This is a genomic window from Clostridium aceticum (assembly GCF_001042715.1).
Lineage (GTDB): Bacteria > Bacillota > Clostridia > Peptostreptococcales > Natronincolaceae > Andreesenella > Andreesenella acetica.
In genome coordinates, this window is the sequence record NZ_CP009687.1 from 1,049,895 (window position 1) to 1,068,824 (window position 18,930).

17 protein-coding genes, 4 tRNA genes and 1 other annotated feature are annotated in these 18,930 nt (G+C 35.8%); of the genes, 20 read left to right on the forward strand and 1 reads right to left on the reverse strand.

Annotated features, from left to right (window positions below; translation table 11 throughout):
- Positions 1–26 precede the first annotated feature (26 nt).
- The 18 genes from CACET_RS04800 (at position 27) to hcp (ending at position 16,190) form a co-directional block, all read left to right on the forward strand.
- Positions 27–1,199, forward strand: coding sequence for a M20 metallopeptidase family protein (locus CACET_RS04800; protein WP_052661222.1), 1,173 nt, complete (start codon positions 27–29; stop codon positions 1,197–1,199).
- 53 nt (positions 1,200–1,252) lie between these two features.
- Positions 1,253–2,224 (forward strand): type II CAAX endopeptidase family protein, encoded by a 972-nt coding sequence (locus CACET_RS04805; RefSeq protein WP_044823381.1) that lies wholly within the window; start codon positions 1,253–1,255, stop codon positions 2,222–2,224.
- A gap of 58 nt (positions 2,225–2,282) precedes the next feature.
- Positions 2,283–2,474: an alpha/beta-type small acid-soluble spore protein gene (locus tag CACET_RS04810; protein ID WP_044823380.1), complete on the forward strand. Its 192-nt coding sequence runs from the start codon at positions 2,283–2,285 to the stop codon at positions 2,472–2,474.
- Between the two features lie 135 nt (positions 2,475–2,609).
- Positions 2,610–2,810 (forward strand): cold-shock protein, encoded by a 201-nt coding sequence (locus tag CACET_RS04815; protein ID WP_044823379.1) that lies wholly within the window; start codon positions 2,610–2,612, stop codon positions 2,808–2,810.
- 197 nt (positions 2,811–3,007) lie between these two features.
- Entirely contained in the window at positions 3,008–3,886 is an 879-nt protein-coding gene (gene hslO, locus CACET_RS04820; RefSeq protein WP_044823378.1) for an Hsp33 family molecular chaperone HslO, read from the forward strand.
- 126 nt (positions 3,887–4,012) lie between these two features.
- Positions 4,013–4,088: transfer RNA gene (locus CACET_RS04825), tRNA-Val, on the forward strand.
- A tRNA-Phe gene (locus CACET_RS04830) sits at positions 4,089–4,164 on the forward strand. It abuts the tRNA gene before it with no gap.
- 26 nt (positions 4,165–4,190) lie between these two features.
- A tRNA-Gly gene (locus CACET_RS04835) sits at positions 4,191–4,265 on the forward strand.
- A gap of 12 nt (positions 4,266–4,277) precedes the next feature.
- Positions 4,278–4,352, forward strand: a tRNA-Cys gene (locus tag CACET_RS04840).
- 189 nt (positions 4,353–4,541) lie between these two features.
- Positions 4,542–4,795, forward strand: a binding site (T-box leader).
- Between the two features lie 181 nt (positions 4,796–4,976).
- Positions 4,977–5,459 carry an acetolactate synthase small subunit gene (gene ilvN / locus CACET_RS04845; RefSeq protein WP_044823377.1) on the forward strand — a complete coding sequence of 161 codons (483 nt, stop codon included), beginning with the start codon at positions 4,977–4,979 and terminating at the stop codon, positions 5,457–5,459.
- Positions 5,460–5,499: 40 nt separating this feature from the next.
- Entirely contained in the window at positions 5,500–6,492 is a 993-nt protein-coding gene (ilvC, locus tag CACET_RS04850) for a ketol-acid reductoisomerase (RefSeq protein WP_044823376.1), read from the forward strand.
- Positions 6,493–6,517: 25 nt separating this feature from the next.
- Entirely contained in the window at positions 6,518–8,041 is a 1,524-nt protein-coding gene (locus tag CACET_RS04855) for a 2-isopropylmalate synthase (RefSeq protein WP_044823375.1), read from the forward strand.
- Positions 8,042–8,047: 6 nt separating this feature from the next.
- A complete protein-coding gene (gene cimA, locus CACET_RS04860; protein WP_044823374.1) occupies positions 8,048–9,637 on the forward strand; it encodes a citramalate synthase in 1,590 nt (529 codons plus the stop codon).
- Positions 9,638–9,682: 45 nt separating this feature from the next.
- Positions 9,683–10,945 carry a 3-isopropylmalate dehydratase large subunit gene (leuC, locus tag CACET_RS04865; protein ID WP_082058091.1) on the forward strand — a complete coding sequence of 421 codons (1,263 nt, stop codon included), beginning with the start codon at positions 9,683–9,685 and terminating at the stop codon, positions 10,943–10,945.
- Positions 10,946–10,959: 14 nt separating this feature from the next.
- Positions 10,960–11,454 carry a 3-isopropylmalate dehydratase small subunit gene (leuD, locus tag CACET_RS04870; RefSeq protein ID WP_044823373.1) on the forward strand — a complete coding sequence of 165 codons (495 nt, stop codon included), beginning with the start codon at positions 10,960–10,962 and terminating at the stop codon, positions 11,452–11,454.
- 19 nt (positions 11,455–11,473) lie between these two features.
- Complete coding sequence (leuB, locus tag CACET_RS04875) at positions 11,474–12,550, forward strand: 3-isopropylmalate dehydrogenase (RefSeq protein ID WP_044823372.1); 1,077 nt, start codon at positions 11,474–11,476, stop codon at positions 12,548–12,550.
- Between the two features lie 54 nt (positions 12,551–12,604).
- On the forward strand, positions 12,605–14,272 hold the full coding sequence (gene ilvB, locus CACET_RS04880) for a biosynthetic-type acetolactate synthase large subunit (protein ID WP_044823371.1): 1,668 nt from the start codon (positions 12,605–12,607) through the stop codon (positions 14,270–14,272).
- Positions 14,273–14,537: 265 nt separating this feature from the next.
- Positions 14,538–16,190, forward strand: a complete 1,653-nt coding sequence (hcp, locus tag CACET_RS04885) for a hydroxylamine reductase (protein ID WP_044823370.1) — start codon at positions 14,538–14,540, stop codon at positions 16,188–16,190.
- Between the two features lie 41 nt (positions 16,191–16,231).
- Here hcp and CACET_RS04890 read toward each other — a convergent pair whose 3' ends face one another.
- Positions 16,232–16,645 (reverse strand): RrF2 family transcriptional regulator, encoded by a 414-nt coding sequence (locus CACET_RS04890; protein ID WP_044823369.1) that lies wholly within the window; start codon positions 16,643–16,645, stop codon positions 16,232–16,234.
- Between the two features lie 234 nt (positions 16,646–16,879).
- On the opposite strand from CACET_RS04890, the gene CACET_RS04895 reads away from it, so the two are divergent.
- Positions 16,880–17,641 carry a DUF6873 family GME fold protein gene (locus tag CACET_RS04895; protein ID WP_044823368.1) on the forward strand — a complete coding sequence of 254 codons (762 nt, stop codon included), beginning with the start codon at positions 16,880–16,882 and terminating at the stop codon, positions 17,639–17,641.
- A gap of 83 nt (positions 17,642–17,724) precedes the next feature.
- Positions 17,725–18,636, forward strand: a complete 912-nt coding sequence (gene ytxC, locus CACET_RS04900; protein WP_044823367.1) for a putative sporulation protein YtxC — start codon at positions 17,725–17,727, stop codon at positions 18,634–18,636.
- The last annotated feature ends 294 nt before the right edge of the window (positions 18,637–18,930 follow it).

Genomic DNA, 18,930 nt, shown 5'->3' on the forward strand with positions numbered 1-18,930 from the left:
ACAAAAAAATTAGGGGAGGAAGAAACTTGGAATTATCTATAGAAATCAAAAACTTACTGGAAGAACTAAAGAAACTTCGGAGAGATTTACATAAAATTCCTGAATTGGGTTTGGAAGAGGAAAAGACTTCTCAATATATCAAAACCTATTTACAACAGTTAGATATAAAGTATGAGGAAAATGTCTTAGAAACAGGTATCATAGCTTACTTTCAGGGTAAAGACCCTAAAAAAACCTATTGTTTTCGTGCTGATATAGACGCTTTAGGGATGCAGGAACAAAATCAGTTAGAGTATCAATCACTACACACCGGAAAAATGCATGCATGTGGACATGATGGTCATACAGCCATTCTTTTAGGTCTTGCAAAAACTCTAGTGGAAAACAAAGAAAAGCTAAAGGATAATATCGTTTTATTATTTCAACCAGCAGAAGAAGGTCCCGGTGGAGCACTGCCTATTTTAGAGGGAGGTTTTTTAAAAAAGTATGGTGTTGAAGAAATATATGGTCTGCATCTTTTTCCAGGATTGCAGGAAGGCCAATTGGGACTTCGACCTGGAGCAATGATGTCACAGAATGGAGAATTTGATATTTTTATCAAAGGACAAAGTGCTCATGGTGCTATGCCCCATGTAGGTGTAGATAGTATTGTTGTTTCCAGTGAAATGGTGCTAGGTATGCAAACTATTATAAGCCGTAATATCAACCCTATTGAACCCGCTGTGATTACTATAGGAAGAGCAGAGGCAGGAGAAAAACGCAATATCATAGCTGAAGAAGCCGTGCTGGAAGGAACCATACGGACCTTTAGTCAAGAAACCTATGATTTAATTAAGAAAAGAATGATGGACTTTAAAAAGGGGCTTGAGATCAATTATGGATGTCAGATTGACATGATAATTAGGGATATGTATCCAGCAGTATATAATGATCCTCATCTAACAGAAACTTTTATTGAAGCTCAAGAAAAGTGTGGTATAGATGATATAGAAATCATAGACCCTATTATGCTAGCAGAGGATTTTTCCTTCTATCAAAGAGAAATTCCAGGACTTTTCTTTTTTCTAGGCACTAAAAACCAAGAAAAAGGTTTTACTTATCCTCTGCATAATGGAAAATTTAATTTTGATGAAAAAGTTCTGGGTTATGGATTGCAAGTTTATGTTAATTTGCTAAAATATCGTGGTGCATTACAATAAATTAAGGTTTAAGTTAAGGCCAATGAAATATAAATATAATAAGGAGGTGCTGCATGTTAGAAGAGAAACGATTAAGATTAGTAGATGCCAATATTTTATACTTAATTGGGGCTATTCTTTTCTTTACTCTGGGGTTTTATTTTCAAAGTTTAAGTCTAAAATGGGGGTTAATTATAACACAATATCTCTTGATATTACTGCCTCCTATCATCTACTTAAAAATGAAGAAGATTCCTATAAAAAAAACAATGCGCTTTAACAAAATTAGTATAAAACATAGTATTTTAGTAGTATTCATAACGCTATTTATGTACCCTGCGGCTGTTTTTGCTAATGCCCTTTTTATGGCTCTAATGAGCATGCTGGGAAACCTAAACATACCAGAATTGCCTACAGCTACGAATCCAACAGAATACATTGTCTTAATGTTTATCATTTCTGTTTCAGCGGGGATTTGTGAAGAAGTGTTTTTTAGAGGATTTATACTTCCGGGTTATGAAAACTTGGGAACAAAAAAAGCTATTATTATTTCCTCCATTTTATTTGGAATATTTCATTTTAACCTATACAATTTGCTTGGGCCTATCGTATTAGGATTAGTATTTTCCTATCTAATTATTTTAACAAATTCTATCTACGCAGGAATGATTGGACATATTGTTAATAATGGTTTTGCTGTTACTTTAGGATATGTTCTTAATAAGTTTGCTGGCTTCTTAGAGGAAAGCCAAGAAGCAGCACCTGAAATCTCCACAACGTTGGCTTTGCTGATCAATGTGCTGGTTTTTGGTATGATAGCTATAATCACTAGTTATCTTGCTTTTCGTTTAATAAAAATAATAAAAAAAGATAGAGAAAAACAAAAAAATCTTCTAGAGAGGAATAACTTACAAGAAGAAGACGAAAAATATGAAAAGACAATACACTCTGTGTCCTTAGGGGATTTTATCCCTTTACTATTAGTACTACCTTTGTTTTTATTAATTGCTATCATACAAATCAGAGAAATTATTGGCCTTGGATAGAGAAGGTTGTATATTTCTTCCATTTTTATACCATAATAAAAAATAGGGAGGGATTTGTATGACGAAAAATCAACCAGAAAAAGAGTTTACCCCTGACTTAATGATGAAGTATGAGATTGCTGAAGAGTTAGGTCTCATAGACAAAGTGAAAAAGTTGGGTTGGGGAGGTTTAACTGCCAAGGAGACAGGAAGAATTGGTGGTCTTATGACAGTACGAAAAAAACAATTGAAAAAAGTAGCTGAAGAATAGTAAAATCAGAGGGTAGGCGAAATGTATACACGAAAAAAAAGTTGACATCAATATTTGCCTATGTTAAACTAATAATGAATGGGGATACATAGTGTCTTTGTTTAATTTAAATTAAGTTTTAGGAGGAATTTTTAAATGGAAAAAGGTACAGTAAAGTGGTTTAACGCTGAAAAAGGTTATGGATTTATTTCAAGAGAAAACGGTGACGATGTATTCGTACACTTTTCAGCAATTACAATGGATGGATTCAAAACATTAGAAGAAGGTCAAACAGTTCAATTTGAAATTGTTCAAGGTGACAAAGGACCTCAAGCTACAAACGTAAGTAGAGGATAATATTAGAAATATGTAGGTTAATCTTGTAGTCAAATCCTCAGGGATTAAATATATAAGAATTTACCATGAATTTGAAACAGGTTGGCATGCCAACTTGTTTTTTTTCATGTATAAATTTTTTCTGTAGGACTAGTGAATAAACAAAAACATGGCATACTAAGTAGTGTACATAAGATAATAAAGAAAGAGGTGGAACTATGAAAAACTGTGTTATTCGTGCTACTGCTGCCAATAATAGTATTAGAGCTTTTATTGCTAACACAACTAGTATGGTGGAAAAAGCCAGACAAATTCATGAAACATCTTCAGTAGCTATCGCTGCCCTTGGACGGACAATGACAGCTGCCTCTATGATGGGTTTAATGTTAAAAAGTGAAAATCATCAACTTACTGTAAAAATTAATGGTGGTGGAGAATTAGGAAGTATTGTAGTAGTAGGAAACAGTCAAGGTAATGTAAAAGGATATGTAGCTAATCCACAGGTGGAGAGTAGCTATATAAAGCCTGGAAAGTTAGATGTAGGAAAGGCTGTAGGGGCAAATGGTGACATCACCGTTATTAAAGATTTAGGTCTAAAGGACCCTTATATAGGAACTTCTGCTTTAGTATCGGGAGAAATAGCAGAGGATTTTGCCTCTTATTTTCTACACTCAGAGCAGCAGCCTTCTGCGATAGCATTAGGCGTTTTGGTAGAAAGAGACTATACTGTAAAGGCAGCCGGTGGTTTTATCATACAAGTACTGCCCAATATAGAAGAAGAAGTATTAGAGAAATTGGAAGAAAAACTTCTCTCTCTTGATCCAATCACAGTGCTAATGGATCAAGGGATGAAGGAGGAGGACATTCTTTACCATGTTTTAGGAGATTTATCCCCAGAAGTCGTGGAAAGATATGAAGTGGACTTTGTTTGTGATTGTAATAAAAGTAGATTTGAGAGAGCTTTAATAAGTATCGGTAGAAAAGATTTAACCGAAATTATTGAAGAAGATGAGAGCGCAGAGTTAGTTTGCCACTTTTGTAATGAAAAACATTATTTTAACAAAGAAGAACTTGAAAAATTATTAGAAGAATTATAAAAACAACAGAAAAAAGAAGCTATAGGTATATAAAGTGACTTATCTAGTTGTAATCATGGAATACTGTCTAAAATAAGCTTTGAAATAGTGACCAGGATAATGTATACTAGATTTTGTCACTGTTGAGGGCGCATAGCTCAGCTGGGAGAGCACCTGCCTTACAAGCAGGGGGTCACAGGTTCAAGTCCTGTTGCGCCCACCAGCCCAGATAGCTCAGTCGGTAGAGCAGGGGACTGAAAATCCCCGTGTCGGTGGTTCGATTCCGCCTCTGGGCACCAATATTATAACTAATTTTATAAAAGACGCGGAAGTGGCTCAGTGGTAGAGCATCGCCTTGCCAAGGCGAGGGTCGCGGGTTCGAGTCCCGTCTTCCGCTCCAATATAAAGTTTCGGCGGCATAGCCAAGTGGTAAGGCAGAGGTCTGCAAAACCTTTATTCCCCAGTTCAAATCTGGGTGCCGCCTCCAATAAAATTAAAAGAAGTAAACGAAGAAATGAATTTAAAAGAATTCATTTTTTTTTATTATAGAAAATTTCTTTAATATTAAAATTTTTATAAAGTTTTTTAAAAGCACTTGACAATGTTAGCGGATATTGTTAGAATACAATACATAAATTAAATTAAAAATTAAATTCAAAATTTAATAACAACATATACAAATGCAATGAAGGAGAACGGTATTTTGCATAAAGCAGTTTCAGAGAGTCGGTGGTAGCTGTGAACCGATACTGTCGTGGAATACAAATCCCTCCCAAGCAGTTCCTCTGAAACCAGATACATAGCTCCAGTAAGAGGTAAACGGTAAGCCCCGTTATAGGCAAGGGTTTGATAGAACCTAGAGAGTGGTTTCTGCTGTGAAGTAGATGCAAGTTAGGGTGGTAACGCGCGGAATAATTCCTCGTCCCTGTATAATTCAGTTTATAATTATGCAGTGGCGGGGATTTTTTATTGGAGCTAATTTTCAAAATTTTAGAAGAGTTAAAAATTTTACATGTAAATTAATTATTTATTAAAAAACTCTTGCATTATTGGTGAAAATATCTTACAATAATTTAAAAAATTTAAGTTATAATTAAAAGGAGGGTACACCATGAATAAACATGTGCTTTCCGTATTGGTGGAAAACCAACCGGGCGTATTAAGTAGAGTATCGGGATTGTTTAGTAGAAGAGGATACAACATCGATAGTTTTACAGCAGGTGGGACAGAGGATGAAAGGTTAAGTCGCTTAACCATTGTATTAAATGGAGACTATCAAGCCTTAGACCAAATAAAAAAACAATTAAACAAGCTCATTGATGTAGTGAAAATTACAGAATTAAAGCCTGAAGAAGCAGTTTATAGAGAGTTAGCTTTAGTAAAGGTAACTGCAGATGAATCTACTAGAGCATCCATTTTAGAAGTGGTAGACATATTTAGAGGAAAAGTAATCGATGTGGCAAGTGAGCATCTAACAGTGGAGATGACAGGGGATCAAGAAAAAGTTTTGGCTTTTATTGATATGATGAAGAGTTATGGTATTAAGGAAATTGTCCGCACAGGTATGACTGCCTTAGGACGATGGAGTAACTAAATAAAACAATATTAATTATAAATTTGAGGAGGAACATAAAATGGCAAAAATGTATTATGAAAATGACTGTAACTTAGAATTATTAAAGGGAAAGACTGTAGCAATAATTGGATATGGTAGCCAAGGTCATGCCCATGCTTTAAACTTACATGAATCTGGGGTAAAGGTGATCGTAGGCTTATATACAGGTAGTAAATCTTGGCAGTTAGCAGAAGAGGCTGGACTAAAGGTTGCTGTAGCAGCTGAAGCAGCTGCTGAAGCAGACGTGATTATGATCCTAGTTAACGATGAAAAACAAGCGAAATTATATAAAGAAAGCATAGAACCAAACTTAACAGCAGGAAAGTATTTAGTTTTTGCACATGGATTCAACATTCATTATGGTCAAGTTGTACCACCACAAGATGTAAATGTATTTATGGTGGCACCTAAGGGACCAGGACATACAGTAAGAATTCAATATCAAGAAGGTAAAGGGGTGCCTTGTCTATTTGCTATTTATCAAGATGTTACTGGCGATACAAAAGACATTGCATTGGCTTATGCAGCAGGTCTTGGTGGAGCTAGAGCTGGTATTCTTGAAACTACTTTCCAAGAAGAAACAGAAACTGACTTATTCGGAGAACAAGCTGTACTATGCGGTGGTGTATCAGAGTTAATTAAGGCAGGTTTTGATACATTAGTGGAAGCTGGATATCAACCAGAAGTAGCGTACTTCGAGTGTCTTCACGAAATGAAACTTATTGTAGATATGATTAATCAAGGTGGATTAAGCTATATGAGATATTCTGTTAGTGATACAGCAGAATATGGAGACTATGTTGCTGGTAAACGTGTTGTTACTGAAGATACAAGAAAAGAAATGAAGAAAATTTTAGGGGAAATTCAAGAAGGAACTTTTGCAAAGAACTGGATTTTAGAAAACCAAGCAAATCGTCCTGCTTTCAGTGCTAGAAGAAGAATAGAACAAAATGGTCTAATCGAAGTAGTAGGTAAAGAATTAAGAAAGATGATGACTTGGTTAAAAAAATAAATTGAGATAGGCTGGAGGGATGTAAATGGCAAAGCATATAAAAATATTTGATACAACCTTAAGAGACGGAGAACAATCACCGGGTTGTAGTATGAACCTACAAGAAAAACTTGAACTAGCAAGGCAGCTGGAAAGGTTAAAGGTGGATGTAATCGAAGCAGGTTTTGCTATTGCATCCCCTGGAGATTTTGCAGCAGTAAAAGCAGTTGCAGAAACGATTAAAAATTGTAAAGTGGCTAGTTTAGCAAGAGCGTTGCCGGAGGATATAAAAAGAGCTTATGAAGCTGTTAAACATGCTGAATCTCCTAGGATACATACCTTCATAGCGACGTCTCCTATTCATATGAAGTATAAGCTTAAAGCCACTGAAGAAGAAGTGTTAGAACGATCTATTGCAATGGTGAAGTATGCCAAAAGCCTTTGTAGTGATGTGGAATTTTCTGCGGAGGATGCTTCAAGAACAGAAGCAGCTTTTCTTTATAAGGTCCTTGAGGCAGTCATTGAAGCAGGAGCAACGGTAGTTAATATTCCTGATACAGTAGGGTATACCACTCCAGACGAGTATTATAATCTTATATTAAATATTAGGAATAATGTAAAAAACATTGATAAGGCAGAGATTTCTGTTCACTGTCATAACGATTTGGGTTTAGCTGTAGCTAATACATTAGCTGCTGCTAGGGCTGGGGCTACTCAACTAGAATGTACCATCAATGGTATTGGAGAGCGAGCTGGGAATGCAGCTTTAGAAGAGATTGCTATGACACTGAATACGAGAAAAGACCTATACGATTTAACTACCAATATAGAAACTACGGAAATTTATCCTACCAGTCGTTTGGTTACTAAGCTAACTGGCATGAAAATACAGCACAACAAGGCTATTGTAGGAGACAACGCTTTTGCCCATGAGTCGGGGATACATCAACACGGTATGCTAGCCCATAAAAATACCTATGAGATCATGACCCCTGAGTCTGTAGGACTTACTAATAATAAGCTAGTTCTAGGAAAACACTCAGGACGCCATGCCTTCGAAGAAAGGTTAAACCTATTAGGCTATCACTTGTCTAAAGATGATTTAAATAAACTTTTCTTAGAGTTTAAAGTTTTAGCAGATAAAAAGAAAATGATTTACGATAAAGACCTAGAGGCATTGGTAGAAGAAAAATCCGTAAGAATTAAAGAGTTCTGTAAACTAGGTCAATTTGTTATAAATAGTGGGAATACTATTACGCCAACTGCAACTGTTAGACTAATAAAAAATGACAAGGAAATTGAAGAAGTTGCAACCGGACATGGACCAGTAGATGCTGCCTTTAAGGCAATTGATAAAATCGTTGGAAATGGCTTTTCTCTAGAGGACTATTCCTTAAACTCTGTTACAGAGGGGGAAGATGCACAGGGAGAAGCATCTGTGAAGATAAAGATGCAAGAAGAAATTTATCACGGAAGAGGAATTAGTACCGATGTGGTAGAGGCCAGTATTAAGGCTTACATCAATGCTATTAACAAAATGCTGAGTGAGTTAGAATGGCAAGAGGAGTGAAATTAAATGAACAATAAAATAGAAGTATTTGATTCCACTTTAAGAGATGGGGCACAGGCTGAAGGTATTTCCTTTTCAGTAGAAGATAAGATAAAAATAGTAAGGGCATTAGATGCTTTGGGGATCAGCTATATTGAAGCTGGTAACCCCGGCTCTAATCCTAAGGACTTAGAGTTCTTTGCCCATATGCGAGAGGAAAAACTCAAACATGCTAAATTAACTGCCTTTGGTAGCACTAGAAGAGCCAATATCAATGTAGAAGAGGATAATAACGTTCAATCACTATTAGATGCCAATACTCCAGCAGTAGCAATATTTGGTAAGAGTTGGGACTTTCATGTTACAGATATTATTAAAACCACTTTAGAAGAAAACTTAGCCATGATTCAGGATACAATTGCCTTCTTTAAAGAAAAAGGTAAAGAAGTGATTTTCGACGCCGAACACTTTTTCGATGGATACAAAGCAAATCCAACTTATGCTATGGCCACGTTAGAAGCAGCAGCAAAAGGAGGCGCTGACTGGCTAGCTCTTTGTGAAACCAACGGGGGTGCTTTTCCCGATGAGATATATAAGATTACAAAAGAAGTTGCTGGAAAGTTTCCTGTTAAGGTAGGTATTCATTGTCACAATGATGGTGGTATGGCAGTAGCAAACACTGTTATGGCGGTAGAAGCAGGTGCTACGCAGGTACAGGGAACCTATATTGGTTTTGGAGAAAGATGCGGAAATGTAAACTTAAGTACAGTTATTGCTAATCTTCAATTAAAGCGTGGAAAACAATGTATTCACGAGGATGAGATGATGAACCTTACCTCCACTGCCAGGTTAGTGGCAGAGGTATCTAATGTAGCCATGAATGAAAGGGAACCTTATGTAGGAAACAGTGCTTTTGCTCACAAAGGTGGTATGCACATTGATGGTATAAATAAGGCTTCTAAATCCTTTGAACACATTGATCCTAAAAAAGTAGGCAATCAAAGACGGGTTTTAATGTCAGAAGTTTCAGGAAAAAGTACAGTATTAGCTAAGATACAAAAAATTAATCCTAATATAAAGAAAAACTCTCCAGAGACACAAAAACTTATAGATCGCTTGAAGGAACTGGAGCATGAAGGCTATCAATTCGAAGGAGCAGAAAGCACTTTTGATTTAGTGATCCGAAAGCATTTAGGAAAATACAAACCCTTCTTTGAACTGATCAACTATAAAATTATTGGAGAAAATCAGCCGGGAGGAGAAAACATAGCTTCAGCATTGGTGAAAATCAATGTGGAGGGCAAAATTGAAATGACGGTAGCTGAAGGTGTTGGACCAGTCCATGCTCTAGATAAAGCTCTTAGAAAGGCGTTAGAAACTTTTTATCCTCAGTTAAAGGAAGTACACTTAAAGGATTATAAAGTTAGGGTATTGGACACCACTATTGCTACTGCATCTAAAGTTCGCGTATTAATCGAGTCTACTGATGGATATAACGTATGGACAACGGTGGGGGTTTCATCAGATATTATTGAAGCCAGTTGGATTGCTTTAGTAGATTCTATTGAATATAAATTAATCAAAGATATCGAAGATAAAATAAGGGCGTATATTTGATTAGGTAAAGGTGAGTCGAGTTTACTAACAGGAGGATGAATAAAAATGGGAATGACGATGACACAAAAAATATTAGCAGCTCATGCAGGATTAGAAGTTGTGAAAGCTGGTCAATTGATACAAGCAGATTTAGATTTGGTTTTAGGGAATGATGTTACAACGCCTGTAGCTGTAAATGAATTTAGAAAAATCGGGGTAGAGAATGTATTTGATAAGAAAAAAGTAGCTATTGTTCCAGATCATTTTACACCTAATAAAGATATTAAAAGTGCTGAGCAATGCAAAATGATTCGAGAGTTTGCTTACGAAAAAGAGATTGAAAATTATTTCGAAATTGGAGAGATGGGGATCGAGCATGGTCTTATCCCAGAAAAAGGATTAGTCGTACCTGGAGATGTGGTAATTGGAGCGGACTCTCACACCTGTACGTATGGTGCTTTAGGAGCTTTCTCTACAGGGATTGGTAGTACAGACATGGCAGCAGGAATGGCCACAGGAAAATGTTGGTTTAAAGTGCCATCAGCTATAAAGTTTGTATTAAAGGGAGAACTTTCTAAATGGGTGAGCGGTAAGGATGTTATTTTACACATTATAGGTATGATCGGCGTAGATGGTGCCCTTTATAAGTCTATGGAATTTGTAGGGGAGGGTGTTAAAAACTTGTCTATGGATGATCGTCTTGCTATGGCAAATATGGCTATTGAAGCGGGGGGGAAAAACGGAATTTTCCCAGTAGACGAGAAAACCCTAGCTTATGTAAAGGAACATTCAACGAAGGAGTATACCATCTATACTGCTGATGAAGATGCAGAATACGATAAAGTATATGAGATTGATTTAAGTACCATTCGACCTACTGTAGCATTTCCACATTTACCTGACAATACTCGTACGATTGATGAAGTTGGTGAAGTGAAAATTGATCAAGTAGTAATTGGTTCTTGTACCAACGGTAGAATAGAGGATATGAGGGTAGCTGCTGGAATCTTAAAGGGTAAAAAGGTGGCAAAAGGTGTAAGAGTAATTGTTTTCCCAGTGACACAAAAAGTTTATCTTCAAGCATTACGAGAAGGTTTAATTGAGGACTTTATTGAAGCAGGAGCAGTAGTAAGTACACCTACCTGCGGACCATGTCTTGGAGGACATATGGGTATTCTTGCAAAGGGTGAAAGGGCCATTGCTACTACAAACCGTAACTTTGTAGGAAGAATGGGACATCCTGAATCTGAAGTATATTTAGCAAGTCCAGCTGTGGCGGCAGCTTCAGCTTTAACAGGAAAAATTTCAAATCCAGAAGATATAGCATAGAGGAGGCAAAAACCATGAAAGCAAAGGGAAGCGTTTTTAAATACGGCAGTAACGTAGATACAGATGTTATTATTCCTGCAAGATATCTAAATACCTCTGATCCAGCGGAGTTAGCTAAATATTGTATGGAAGATATAGATGCAGATTTTGCTAAAAAAGTAAAGCAAGGGGATTTAATTGTAGCGGACAAAAACTTTGGTTGCGGTTCTTCAAGAGAGCATGCACCTATCTCAATAAAAGCTTCAGGGGTATCTTGTGTCATTGCTACTACTTTTGCAAGAATTTTTTATAGAAATGCCATCAATATTGGGTTGCCAATTCTTGAATGTAAAGAAGCGGTAGAAAACATTGAAAGTGGCGATGAAGTAGAGGTGGATTTTAGCACCGGGGTTATTTATAATCTAACAAAAAACCAGTCTTATCAAGGTGAAGCTTTTCCAGAATTTATGCAAAATATTATGGCAGCTGACGGACTTATTCAATATATTAAGAACAACTTAAAGAAATAAAGGATATGGAGGAATAGATATGAAATTCAATATAGCAACCATTCCAGGGGATGGGATCGGACCAGAGGTAATAGAAGAAACGATTTTAGTATTAAATAAAATTGGAGAAATATATGGCCATGAATTTTCCTTCCAAGAGGTATTGGCAGGGGGGATTGCCATCGACAAAACTGGAAAACCTCTTCCAGAGGAAACGGTAGAAGTTTGTAAAAACAGTGATGCAGTTTTACTAGGGGCAGTTGGAGGTCCTAAGTGGGATACCCTTCCGGGAGATCAAAGACCAGAAAAGGCATTATTAGGATTAAGAGGAGCATTGGGCTTATACGCCAACCTTCGACCAGCGGTTTTATATACAGCTCTTAAGGAAGCATCGCCTTTAAGAAGTGATATTGTTGAACAAGGTATTGATATATGCGTAGTAAGGGAGTTGACCGGGGGAATCTACTTTGGTGAAAGAGGAAGAAAAAAGGAAGGCAAAATGGGAGAAGAAGCCTATGACACAGAAGCTTATAGCGTTGGAGAAGTAGAAAGAATTGCCCGAACTGCCTTTGAAATAGCTATGAAAAGAGACAAGAGAGTAACCAGCGTAGATAAGGCCAATATCCTAGAAAGTTCTAGATTATGGCGTTCTGTAGTTGTGGAGGTAGCTAAGGATTATCCAGAGGTTGCCTTAGATCATATGTATGTAGATAATGCAGCAATGCAGTTAATAAGATATCCTCAACAGTTTGATGTAATCGTCACTAGTAATATGTTTGGCGATATACTATCTGATGAAGCCAGTATGCTTACAGGATCTATAGGTATGTTACCTTCAGCATCCCTTGCAGAGGGGAATCTAGGAATGTATGAACCTATTCATGGTTCGGCACCAGATATTGCAGGAGAAAATAAAGCAAATCCTATAGCAACCATTTTATCTGCGGCTATGATGCTTCGTTATTCTCTACAATTAGATAAAGAGGCACAAGTCATTGAAGAAGCAGTAATAAAAGTGCTAGAAAAGAATTATCGTACAGGAGATATTATGAGTAAAGGTATGACATTAGTAGGAACACAGGAAATGGGAAAACTAATTGTAGGAGAACTAAAGTAGATAGAAAATTGAGATAAAGCATTACTTAAAGGATAAAAAGGAGGCGGAAATAGGATGCAGCTAACAGGTGCGGAAATTTTAATAGAATGTTTAAAGGAACAGGGTGTAGACACTATTTTTGGCTATCCTGGAGGGGCGGTACTAAATATTTATGATGCCCTTTATAAACACCAAGATGAGATTCGACATATCTTAACTTCTCATGAGCAAGGAGCATCTCATGCAGCTGATGGCTATGCTAGGGCGACAGGAAAAGTAGGGGTTTGTATGGCAACTTCTGGTCCAGGAGCTACGAATTTAGTTACAGGTATTGCCACAGCCTATATGGACTCTGTTCCTATGGTAGCTATTACAGGAAATGTTCCTTTAGCATTACTGGGAAAAGATAGTTTTCAAGAGGTGGATATAACAGGAATTACAATGCCTATAACAAAACATAACTTTATTGTGAAGGATGTTAAGGATTTAGCAGCCACAGTTCGAAGAGCTTTTTATATAGCACAGGAAGGTAGACCCGGTCCTGTGTTGGTGGATATACCAAAGGATATAACAGCTCAAATGACAGAATATATTAAAGAAGAGCCTATAGCAATAGATAAGGTGACAGAATATATTACTGAGGAAAACATAAACCATGCTTTAGAACTTTTACAAAATTCACAACAACCTCTGATTTATGTAGGAGGGGGAGTAAACCAGGCGGATGCCAATGGTGACCTAGTAGCCTTTGCTGAAAAAGTAAAAGCACCTGTATGTTGTACCCTAATGGGGCTAGGAGGGTTTCCAGCTACCCACGAGCTTTTTACTGGTATGATAGGTATGCATGGTACAAAATCTTCTAATTTAGCAGCCACAAAATGCGATTTACTTATAGCCATAGGAGCAAGGTTTAGTGATCGGGTGGTTAGCAAAGTAGAAGCTTTTGCACCTAATGCTCAGGTACTTCAAATTGATATTGATCCAGCAGAAATCAATAAAAATATCAAGACGCATTATCATATTATAGGTGATGTGAAGGAAGTCCTAAAACGATTGAACAAAAGCTTAGCTCCTCAGGAAAATCAATCATGGATGAACCAAATAAAAGAGTGGAAAGAAAAGTATCCTTTAGGTTATAGACAAGGAGAACATCTAAAGCCGCAATATATTATGGAAAGAATCTATGAAATAACAAAAGGGGAAGCCATCATTACAACCGAGGTAGGACAAAATCAAATATGGGCAGCCCAATATTATAAATTTACAAAATCAAGGACCTTTATCTCTTCTGGAGGGTTAGGTACAATGGGCTATGGGTTAGGAGCTTGTATAGGAGCACAGCTTGCTAAGCCTGACAAACAAGTAATCAATATTGCTGGAGATGGTAGTTTCCAGATGAACTCCAATGAATTGGCTACAGCTATAAAGTATAATCTTCCTATTATTGTGGTTATTTTAAATAATGGGGTTTTAGGTATGGTTAGACAATGGCAAAAACTATTTTATGATAAACGCTATTCAGAAACCAACTTGGATAGAGGTACTAACCTAGTAAAATTAGCAGAAGCTTATGGAGCACAGGGGTATCAGGTTACCGAAAAAGAGGAATTTGAAGAAGTATTTAAAAAGGCTTTAGAAAGCAAAGGACCCGTAGTAATTAACTGTATGATTGATAAAGATGATAACGTGTTTCCTATAGTGCCTCCAGGTGCAGCAATAGAAGATGTAATTACTGAAGGATAATGAAAAAATCAACTAGAGCAAAGTGTTCTAGTTGATTTTTAAGTTTTTGATTAGATTTTTTCATCTTGGGTAAATAGTCACTATAAATATTTACGGTTGGATGTATTTAGTTTGTTGAAGGGAACTTACCTAAGAGGGGCAATCGTTTATGTGACAAATATCACAAGTCTAGATTATTGACAATTAAGCATTAAAGTACTAAAATGCTTATATAGACATAATTACCAATAACAAGAAAATGAAAAAATAAGTGGAGGGATGGAGAATGAGTATGTTTTGTTTTCAGTGTCAAGAAACGGCTAAAGGGTCAGGATGTAGTGTAAAGGGTGTCTGTGGTAAAACAGATAGCGTTGCTAATCTACAAGATTTACTGATCTATTTATTGAAGGGGATTTCTATTTACAACCTAGAGGCTAAAAAGCTAGAAGTAAAGAAGGAAGAAGTAGATAAATTTATTATGGAAAGTTTATTTGCTACGATTACAAATGCAAACTTTGATGAAAATGCATTTGTAGAGAGAATCAAAAAGGCCTTGGCTTTAAGAGAAGAAGTGAAGGCACAAGTACTTCAAGCTGGAGGAAAATTAGAAGGTAACCTTCATGATGCGGCTACTTGGACTGCTGAAAGTATCGAAGAGTTTGCAGCAAAAGCTAAAACTGTAGGTGTATTATCTACTGAAAATGAAGATGTGAGATCCTTAAGGGAATTGATCATTTATGGTGTAAAAGGTATAGCTGCTTATGCTAAGCATGCTTATGTATTAGGTTATAAAGAAGAAGCCCTCTTTGAATTTATGCAAAAGGCTTTAGTAGCTACAACAGACGATACCCTAAGTGCTGATGCATTGGTGGCACTAACCATGGAAACTGGGAAGTTTGGAGTAGATGTCATGGCATTATTAGATAAGGCCAATACAAGTACTTATGGAAATCCTGAAATTACTAAAGTAAATATAGGTGTAAGAAATAATCCTGGTATATTAATCAGTGGTCATGACTTAAAAGACATGGAGGCATTACTAAAACAAACAGAAGGAACTGGTGTTGATGTATATACACATAGTGAAATGTTACCAGCCAATTACTATCCAGCCTTTAAGAAATATGATCATTTTGTAGGAAACTATGGAAATGCTTGGTGGAAGCAAGATAAAGAATTTGAATCCTTTAACGGGCCAATCCTTATGACAACCAATTGCTTAATACCGCCAAAGGATGCTTATAAAGATAGAGTATATACTACAAGTGTTGTAGGCTTTGAAGGATTAAAGCATATCGAAGCAGAGGGTGGAGAGAAAGATTTTTCTCAAATCATAGAGCATGCTAAAAAGTGTCAACCCCCTGTTGAGATAGAAAAAGGAGAAATTGTAGGTGGATTTGCTCATAATGCTGTTTTAGGTGTTGCTGATAAGGTAGTGGAAGCAGTTAAGGGTGGAGCCATTAAGAAATTCTTTGTCATGGCTGGCTGTGATGGAAGAATGAAGTCTAGAGACTATTACACAGAGTTTGCTAAGGAACTACCGAAGGATACAGTGATTTTAACAGCAGGATGTGCTAAATATAGATACAATAAGCTTGATTTAGGAGATATCGGAGGCATACCAAGAGTACTAGACGCAGGACAATGTAATGATTCTTATTCATTAGCGGTGATAGCTCTTAAATTAAAAGAAGTATTCCAGTTAGAAGATATCAACGAATTACCGATTGCTTACAATATTGCATGGTATGAGCAAAAAGCAGTAATTGTGTTATTGGCTTTATTATATCTAGGTGTTAAGAACATTCATTTAGGGCCAACACTGCCTGCCTTCTTATCACCAAATGTTGCAAAAGTATTAGTAGAAACTTTTGGAATAGGCGGCATCACTGATGTAGAAAATGACATCAATATCTTCTTGGGAGAAGCATTAGCATAATAGCCCCCAGCCCCAATTTATATATAGATATTAAGCGACCCTTAGTCTAAAGCGGCTAAGGCGTCGCTTAATTTTTGTCCTTTTAAATATTCAATAAATTCTTCACTAAGTTTTTGAGGAAGACCTCCGAAAATACAGGATTTAAAGGAACATATCTGACAATTGGTGGGACATTGGTTGATGGTGAAGGGTCCTTCTATTGCTTCGTATATGTCTAGAAAAGTAATTTCTTCTGGAGATTTTAAAAGAGAAAATCCTCCTTTTGGTCCTCGAACAGAACGGATGTAATTAGCCTTTACAAGGCGTTGTAATACCTTGGACAAATGGGATTCTGAAGAACCTATTATTTTGGCTATTTCTTTAACATTCAACAGTTCTTGGTTTTTATGAGCAATAACCACCATACTATGCAAAGCGATGGAAAGCATTTCAGATATACGTATTATTGTAGACAAATGGAATCACCTCTTAGGATAAAATTTTAGTACTGATGGAGTGAAAAGTCAATAATATTTAATAAGAAAATGACATGAATATTATTGACTATGCTTTTATTATAACAACACTGAAAAGCATAAGAATAACGATAGCTATAGACTTCTTTACAAGTATTTAACTGTAGCATTTTTTTATGCAGGGTTTAAGATAAGATATCTATATAAGAAAATATTATCGTGAAGGGGATCATTATGCAAGGAAAACATATTGAAGCACCTCATCTCCCTAAGAACATCGTGAAATATGCACTAGTAGATTATAGAATAGATGAAGAGATTGTTAAAGTATTAGAAGAACAGGGTATAAGCTTAATAAGCACTGTGGCATGTAATGAATTATATGAAGCTGTTAAAGGACATCCTGATATGGTAGTACAGCATTTAGGTGGGGGAGACATTCTTGTTGCTCCAAATCTTATGCAATATTATCAGTCAAAGTTGGAATCTTTAGGGTTTCGAGTCTTTGCAGGAAAGACTTATTTAAAGAGTAACTACCCTGATAATATTGCATATAATATTTGTAGGGTAGGCAATTATGTGATACACAACTTTAAATATACAGATGAAGTGCTATTAAATTACTTACAAAAAAGAAATTTTGTGCAAATACATGTTGCCCAAGGCTATACAAAGTGTTCTGTGGTGGTAGTGGATAAAAAGGCCATCATTACTTCAGACCATGGAATTCATCAAGAAGTTGTAAAGTTTGGTATAGATTCTTTATTGATTGCAAAAGGAGGGATTTTATTACCGGGAGTCAACTATGGCTTTATAGGAGGTGCCTGTGGTTACTTAGACCAAGAAACACTGGGTTTTTATGGGAACATTGTTCTTCATGAAGACTATGAAAAAATTTGCTTTTTTTTAAAAAAATATAATAAAAAAGCAAGAAGTTTAAGTAGTAAGAATTTGCAAGATTATGGAACTTTGATTCCTTTAATAGAAATGGATTAATTTCAATTATATGTAATAAATCATATAGAATATGATAAAAAATTAAACATATACTACTAATACAGCAGGAAGGAGTGATACAGATGAATTTGCTGTCAATTATTGTTGAGGAAAATGTAGAGGAATTACAGCAACAACTAAGCAAACAAATAGAACCTTTTAAAAATGAGGAAATTGAAATAGATGAAAGTGTTACTTATCATGAATCTTTTGGTATTTTGGAATATAATGTAAAAATAGAAAGTGTGAAAAATTATCCTATTAGTGATTTTATAAATATATTTAAGTATTGTATAGCCAATGGATTGTTTGAATATATAAAAATATATGAGGAGCCTTTGTTAATTCATAAGCTTATTAACTACGACTATTACTATTTTAGTATAAAAGAACGGATGGAGATTGAAAATATAATTAAAGTAGATTTAAAGAACCAAAGTGACAGGATGAAGGATGCACATGATGAAGTTCATCATAGAAAATTTACTATGATTCAGCAAATGATGGAGCACCTTAAAACTAGTTCTCAAATCAACCTCAAAGGTTTTATCACTTTTAGATTGAAGGATTATACCTTAGAGCTGCAGGATTTAGTGGAAAGGGCAGTAGAAGACTTTCTTATGAACAAAGAGTATAATGAGTTTATTAAGCTATTAAAGTATTTTGTAGATATTCAAGAAGCGAAAATTGATATCGTGCATATCCTATTAGAAGAGGATAGCAAGTATAAATTATATGATCAATATGGAAATATAGTAAACAATGATTACTTAAAAATGGTGGCTACCGAAATGGTAGATAAAGATATTAACTATGAAGATTTGCTGATTAGTTCCTTAATCACCATTGCTCCTAATCAAATTTTTATTCATAAAATATCTAATCTTAGTAATGTGGAGATCATTAAAACAATATCACGGGTATTTGTAAATAAGGTAAAAGTATGTGATAGCTGTGATTGGTGCAAAGTAAAAGTAAAAGTAGAGAAAGAATAGGTAGGCTCCTTTGAGAAAGGAGCTTTTTTATAACCAATAGGAAATTATAAACTTTATAAATTGTGGATAAGTTATAATTTCCGTATATTGGTTTCAACAAAGTCATCCTTTAAATTTTCCAAAGGAAGACTTTTGTTTTTTTATAGGGGATACCTATACTTTAAAAGTAAAATGACAGGTGTTAACTTAATCCATAATTTGTCATCCTGAGGGGAGCAAAGCGAACTCGAAGGATCTTAGAATTAGGAAAAAAATTCGTTATTCCAAGATCCTTCGCTATGCTCAGGATGACAG

What these genes read in the sequence shown, in the direction of transcription:
- leuD (WP_044823373.1), top strand. Translation starts at nt 10,960, where the DNA reads ATGAAAGCAAAGGGAAGCGTTTTTAAATACGGCAGTAACGTAGATACA.
- CACET_RS04895 (WP_044823368.1), top strand. Translation starts at nt 16,880, where the DNA reads ATGCAAGGAAAACATATTGAAGCACCTCATCTCCCTAAGAACATCGTG.
- ilvB (WP_044823371.1), top strand. Translation starts at nt 12,605, where the DNA reads ATGCAGCTAACAGGTGCGGAAATTTTAATAGAATGTTTAAAGGAACAG.
- leuB (WP_044823372.1), top strand. Translation starts at nt 11,474, where the DNA reads ATGAAATTCAATATAGCAACCATTCCAGGGGATGGGATCGGACCAGAG.
- ytxC (WP_044823367.1), top strand. Translation starts at nt 17,725, where the DNA reads ATGAATTTGCTGTCAATTATTGTTGAGGAAAATGTAGAGGAATTACAG.
- hcp (WP_044823370.1), top strand. Translation starts at nt 14,538, where the DNA reads ATGAGTATGTTTTGTTTTCAGTGTCAAGAAACGGCTAAAGGGTCAGGA.
- hslO (WP_044823378.1), top strand. Translation starts at nt 3,008, where the DNA reads ATGAAAAACTGTGTTATTCGTGCTACTGCTGCCAATAATAGTATTAGA.
- cimA (WP_044823374.1), top strand. Translation starts at nt 8,048, where the DNA reads ATGAACAATAAAATAGAAGTATTTGATTCCACTTTAAGAGATGGGGCA.
- leuC (WP_082058091.1), top strand. Translation starts at nt 9,683, where the DNA reads ATGGGAATGACGATGACACAAAAAATATTAGCAGCTCATGCAGGATTA.
- ilvN (WP_044823377.1), top strand. Translation starts at nt 4,977, where the DNA reads ATGAATAAACATGTGCTTTCCGTATTGGTGGAAAACCAACCGGGCGTA.
- ilvC (WP_044823376.1), top strand. Translation starts at nt 5,500, where the DNA reads ATGGCAAAAATGTATTATGAAAATGACTGTAACTTAGAATTATTAAAG.
- CACET_RS04815 (WP_044823379.1), top strand. Translation starts at nt 2,610, where the DNA reads ATGGAAAAAGGTACAGTAAAGTGGTTTAACGCTGAAAAAGGTTATGGA.
- CACET_RS04810 (WP_044823380.1), top strand. Translation starts at nt 2,283, where the DNA reads ATGACGAAAAATCAACCAGAAAAAGAGTTTACCCCTGACTTAATGATG.
- CACET_RS04855 (WP_044823375.1), top strand. Translation starts at nt 6,518, where the DNA reads ATGGCAAAGCATATAAAAATATTTGATACAACCTTAAGAGACGGAGAA.
- CACET_RS04805 (WP_044823381.1), top strand. Translation starts at nt 1,253, where the DNA reads ATGTTAGAAGAGAAACGATTAAGATTAGTAGATGCCAATATTTTATAC.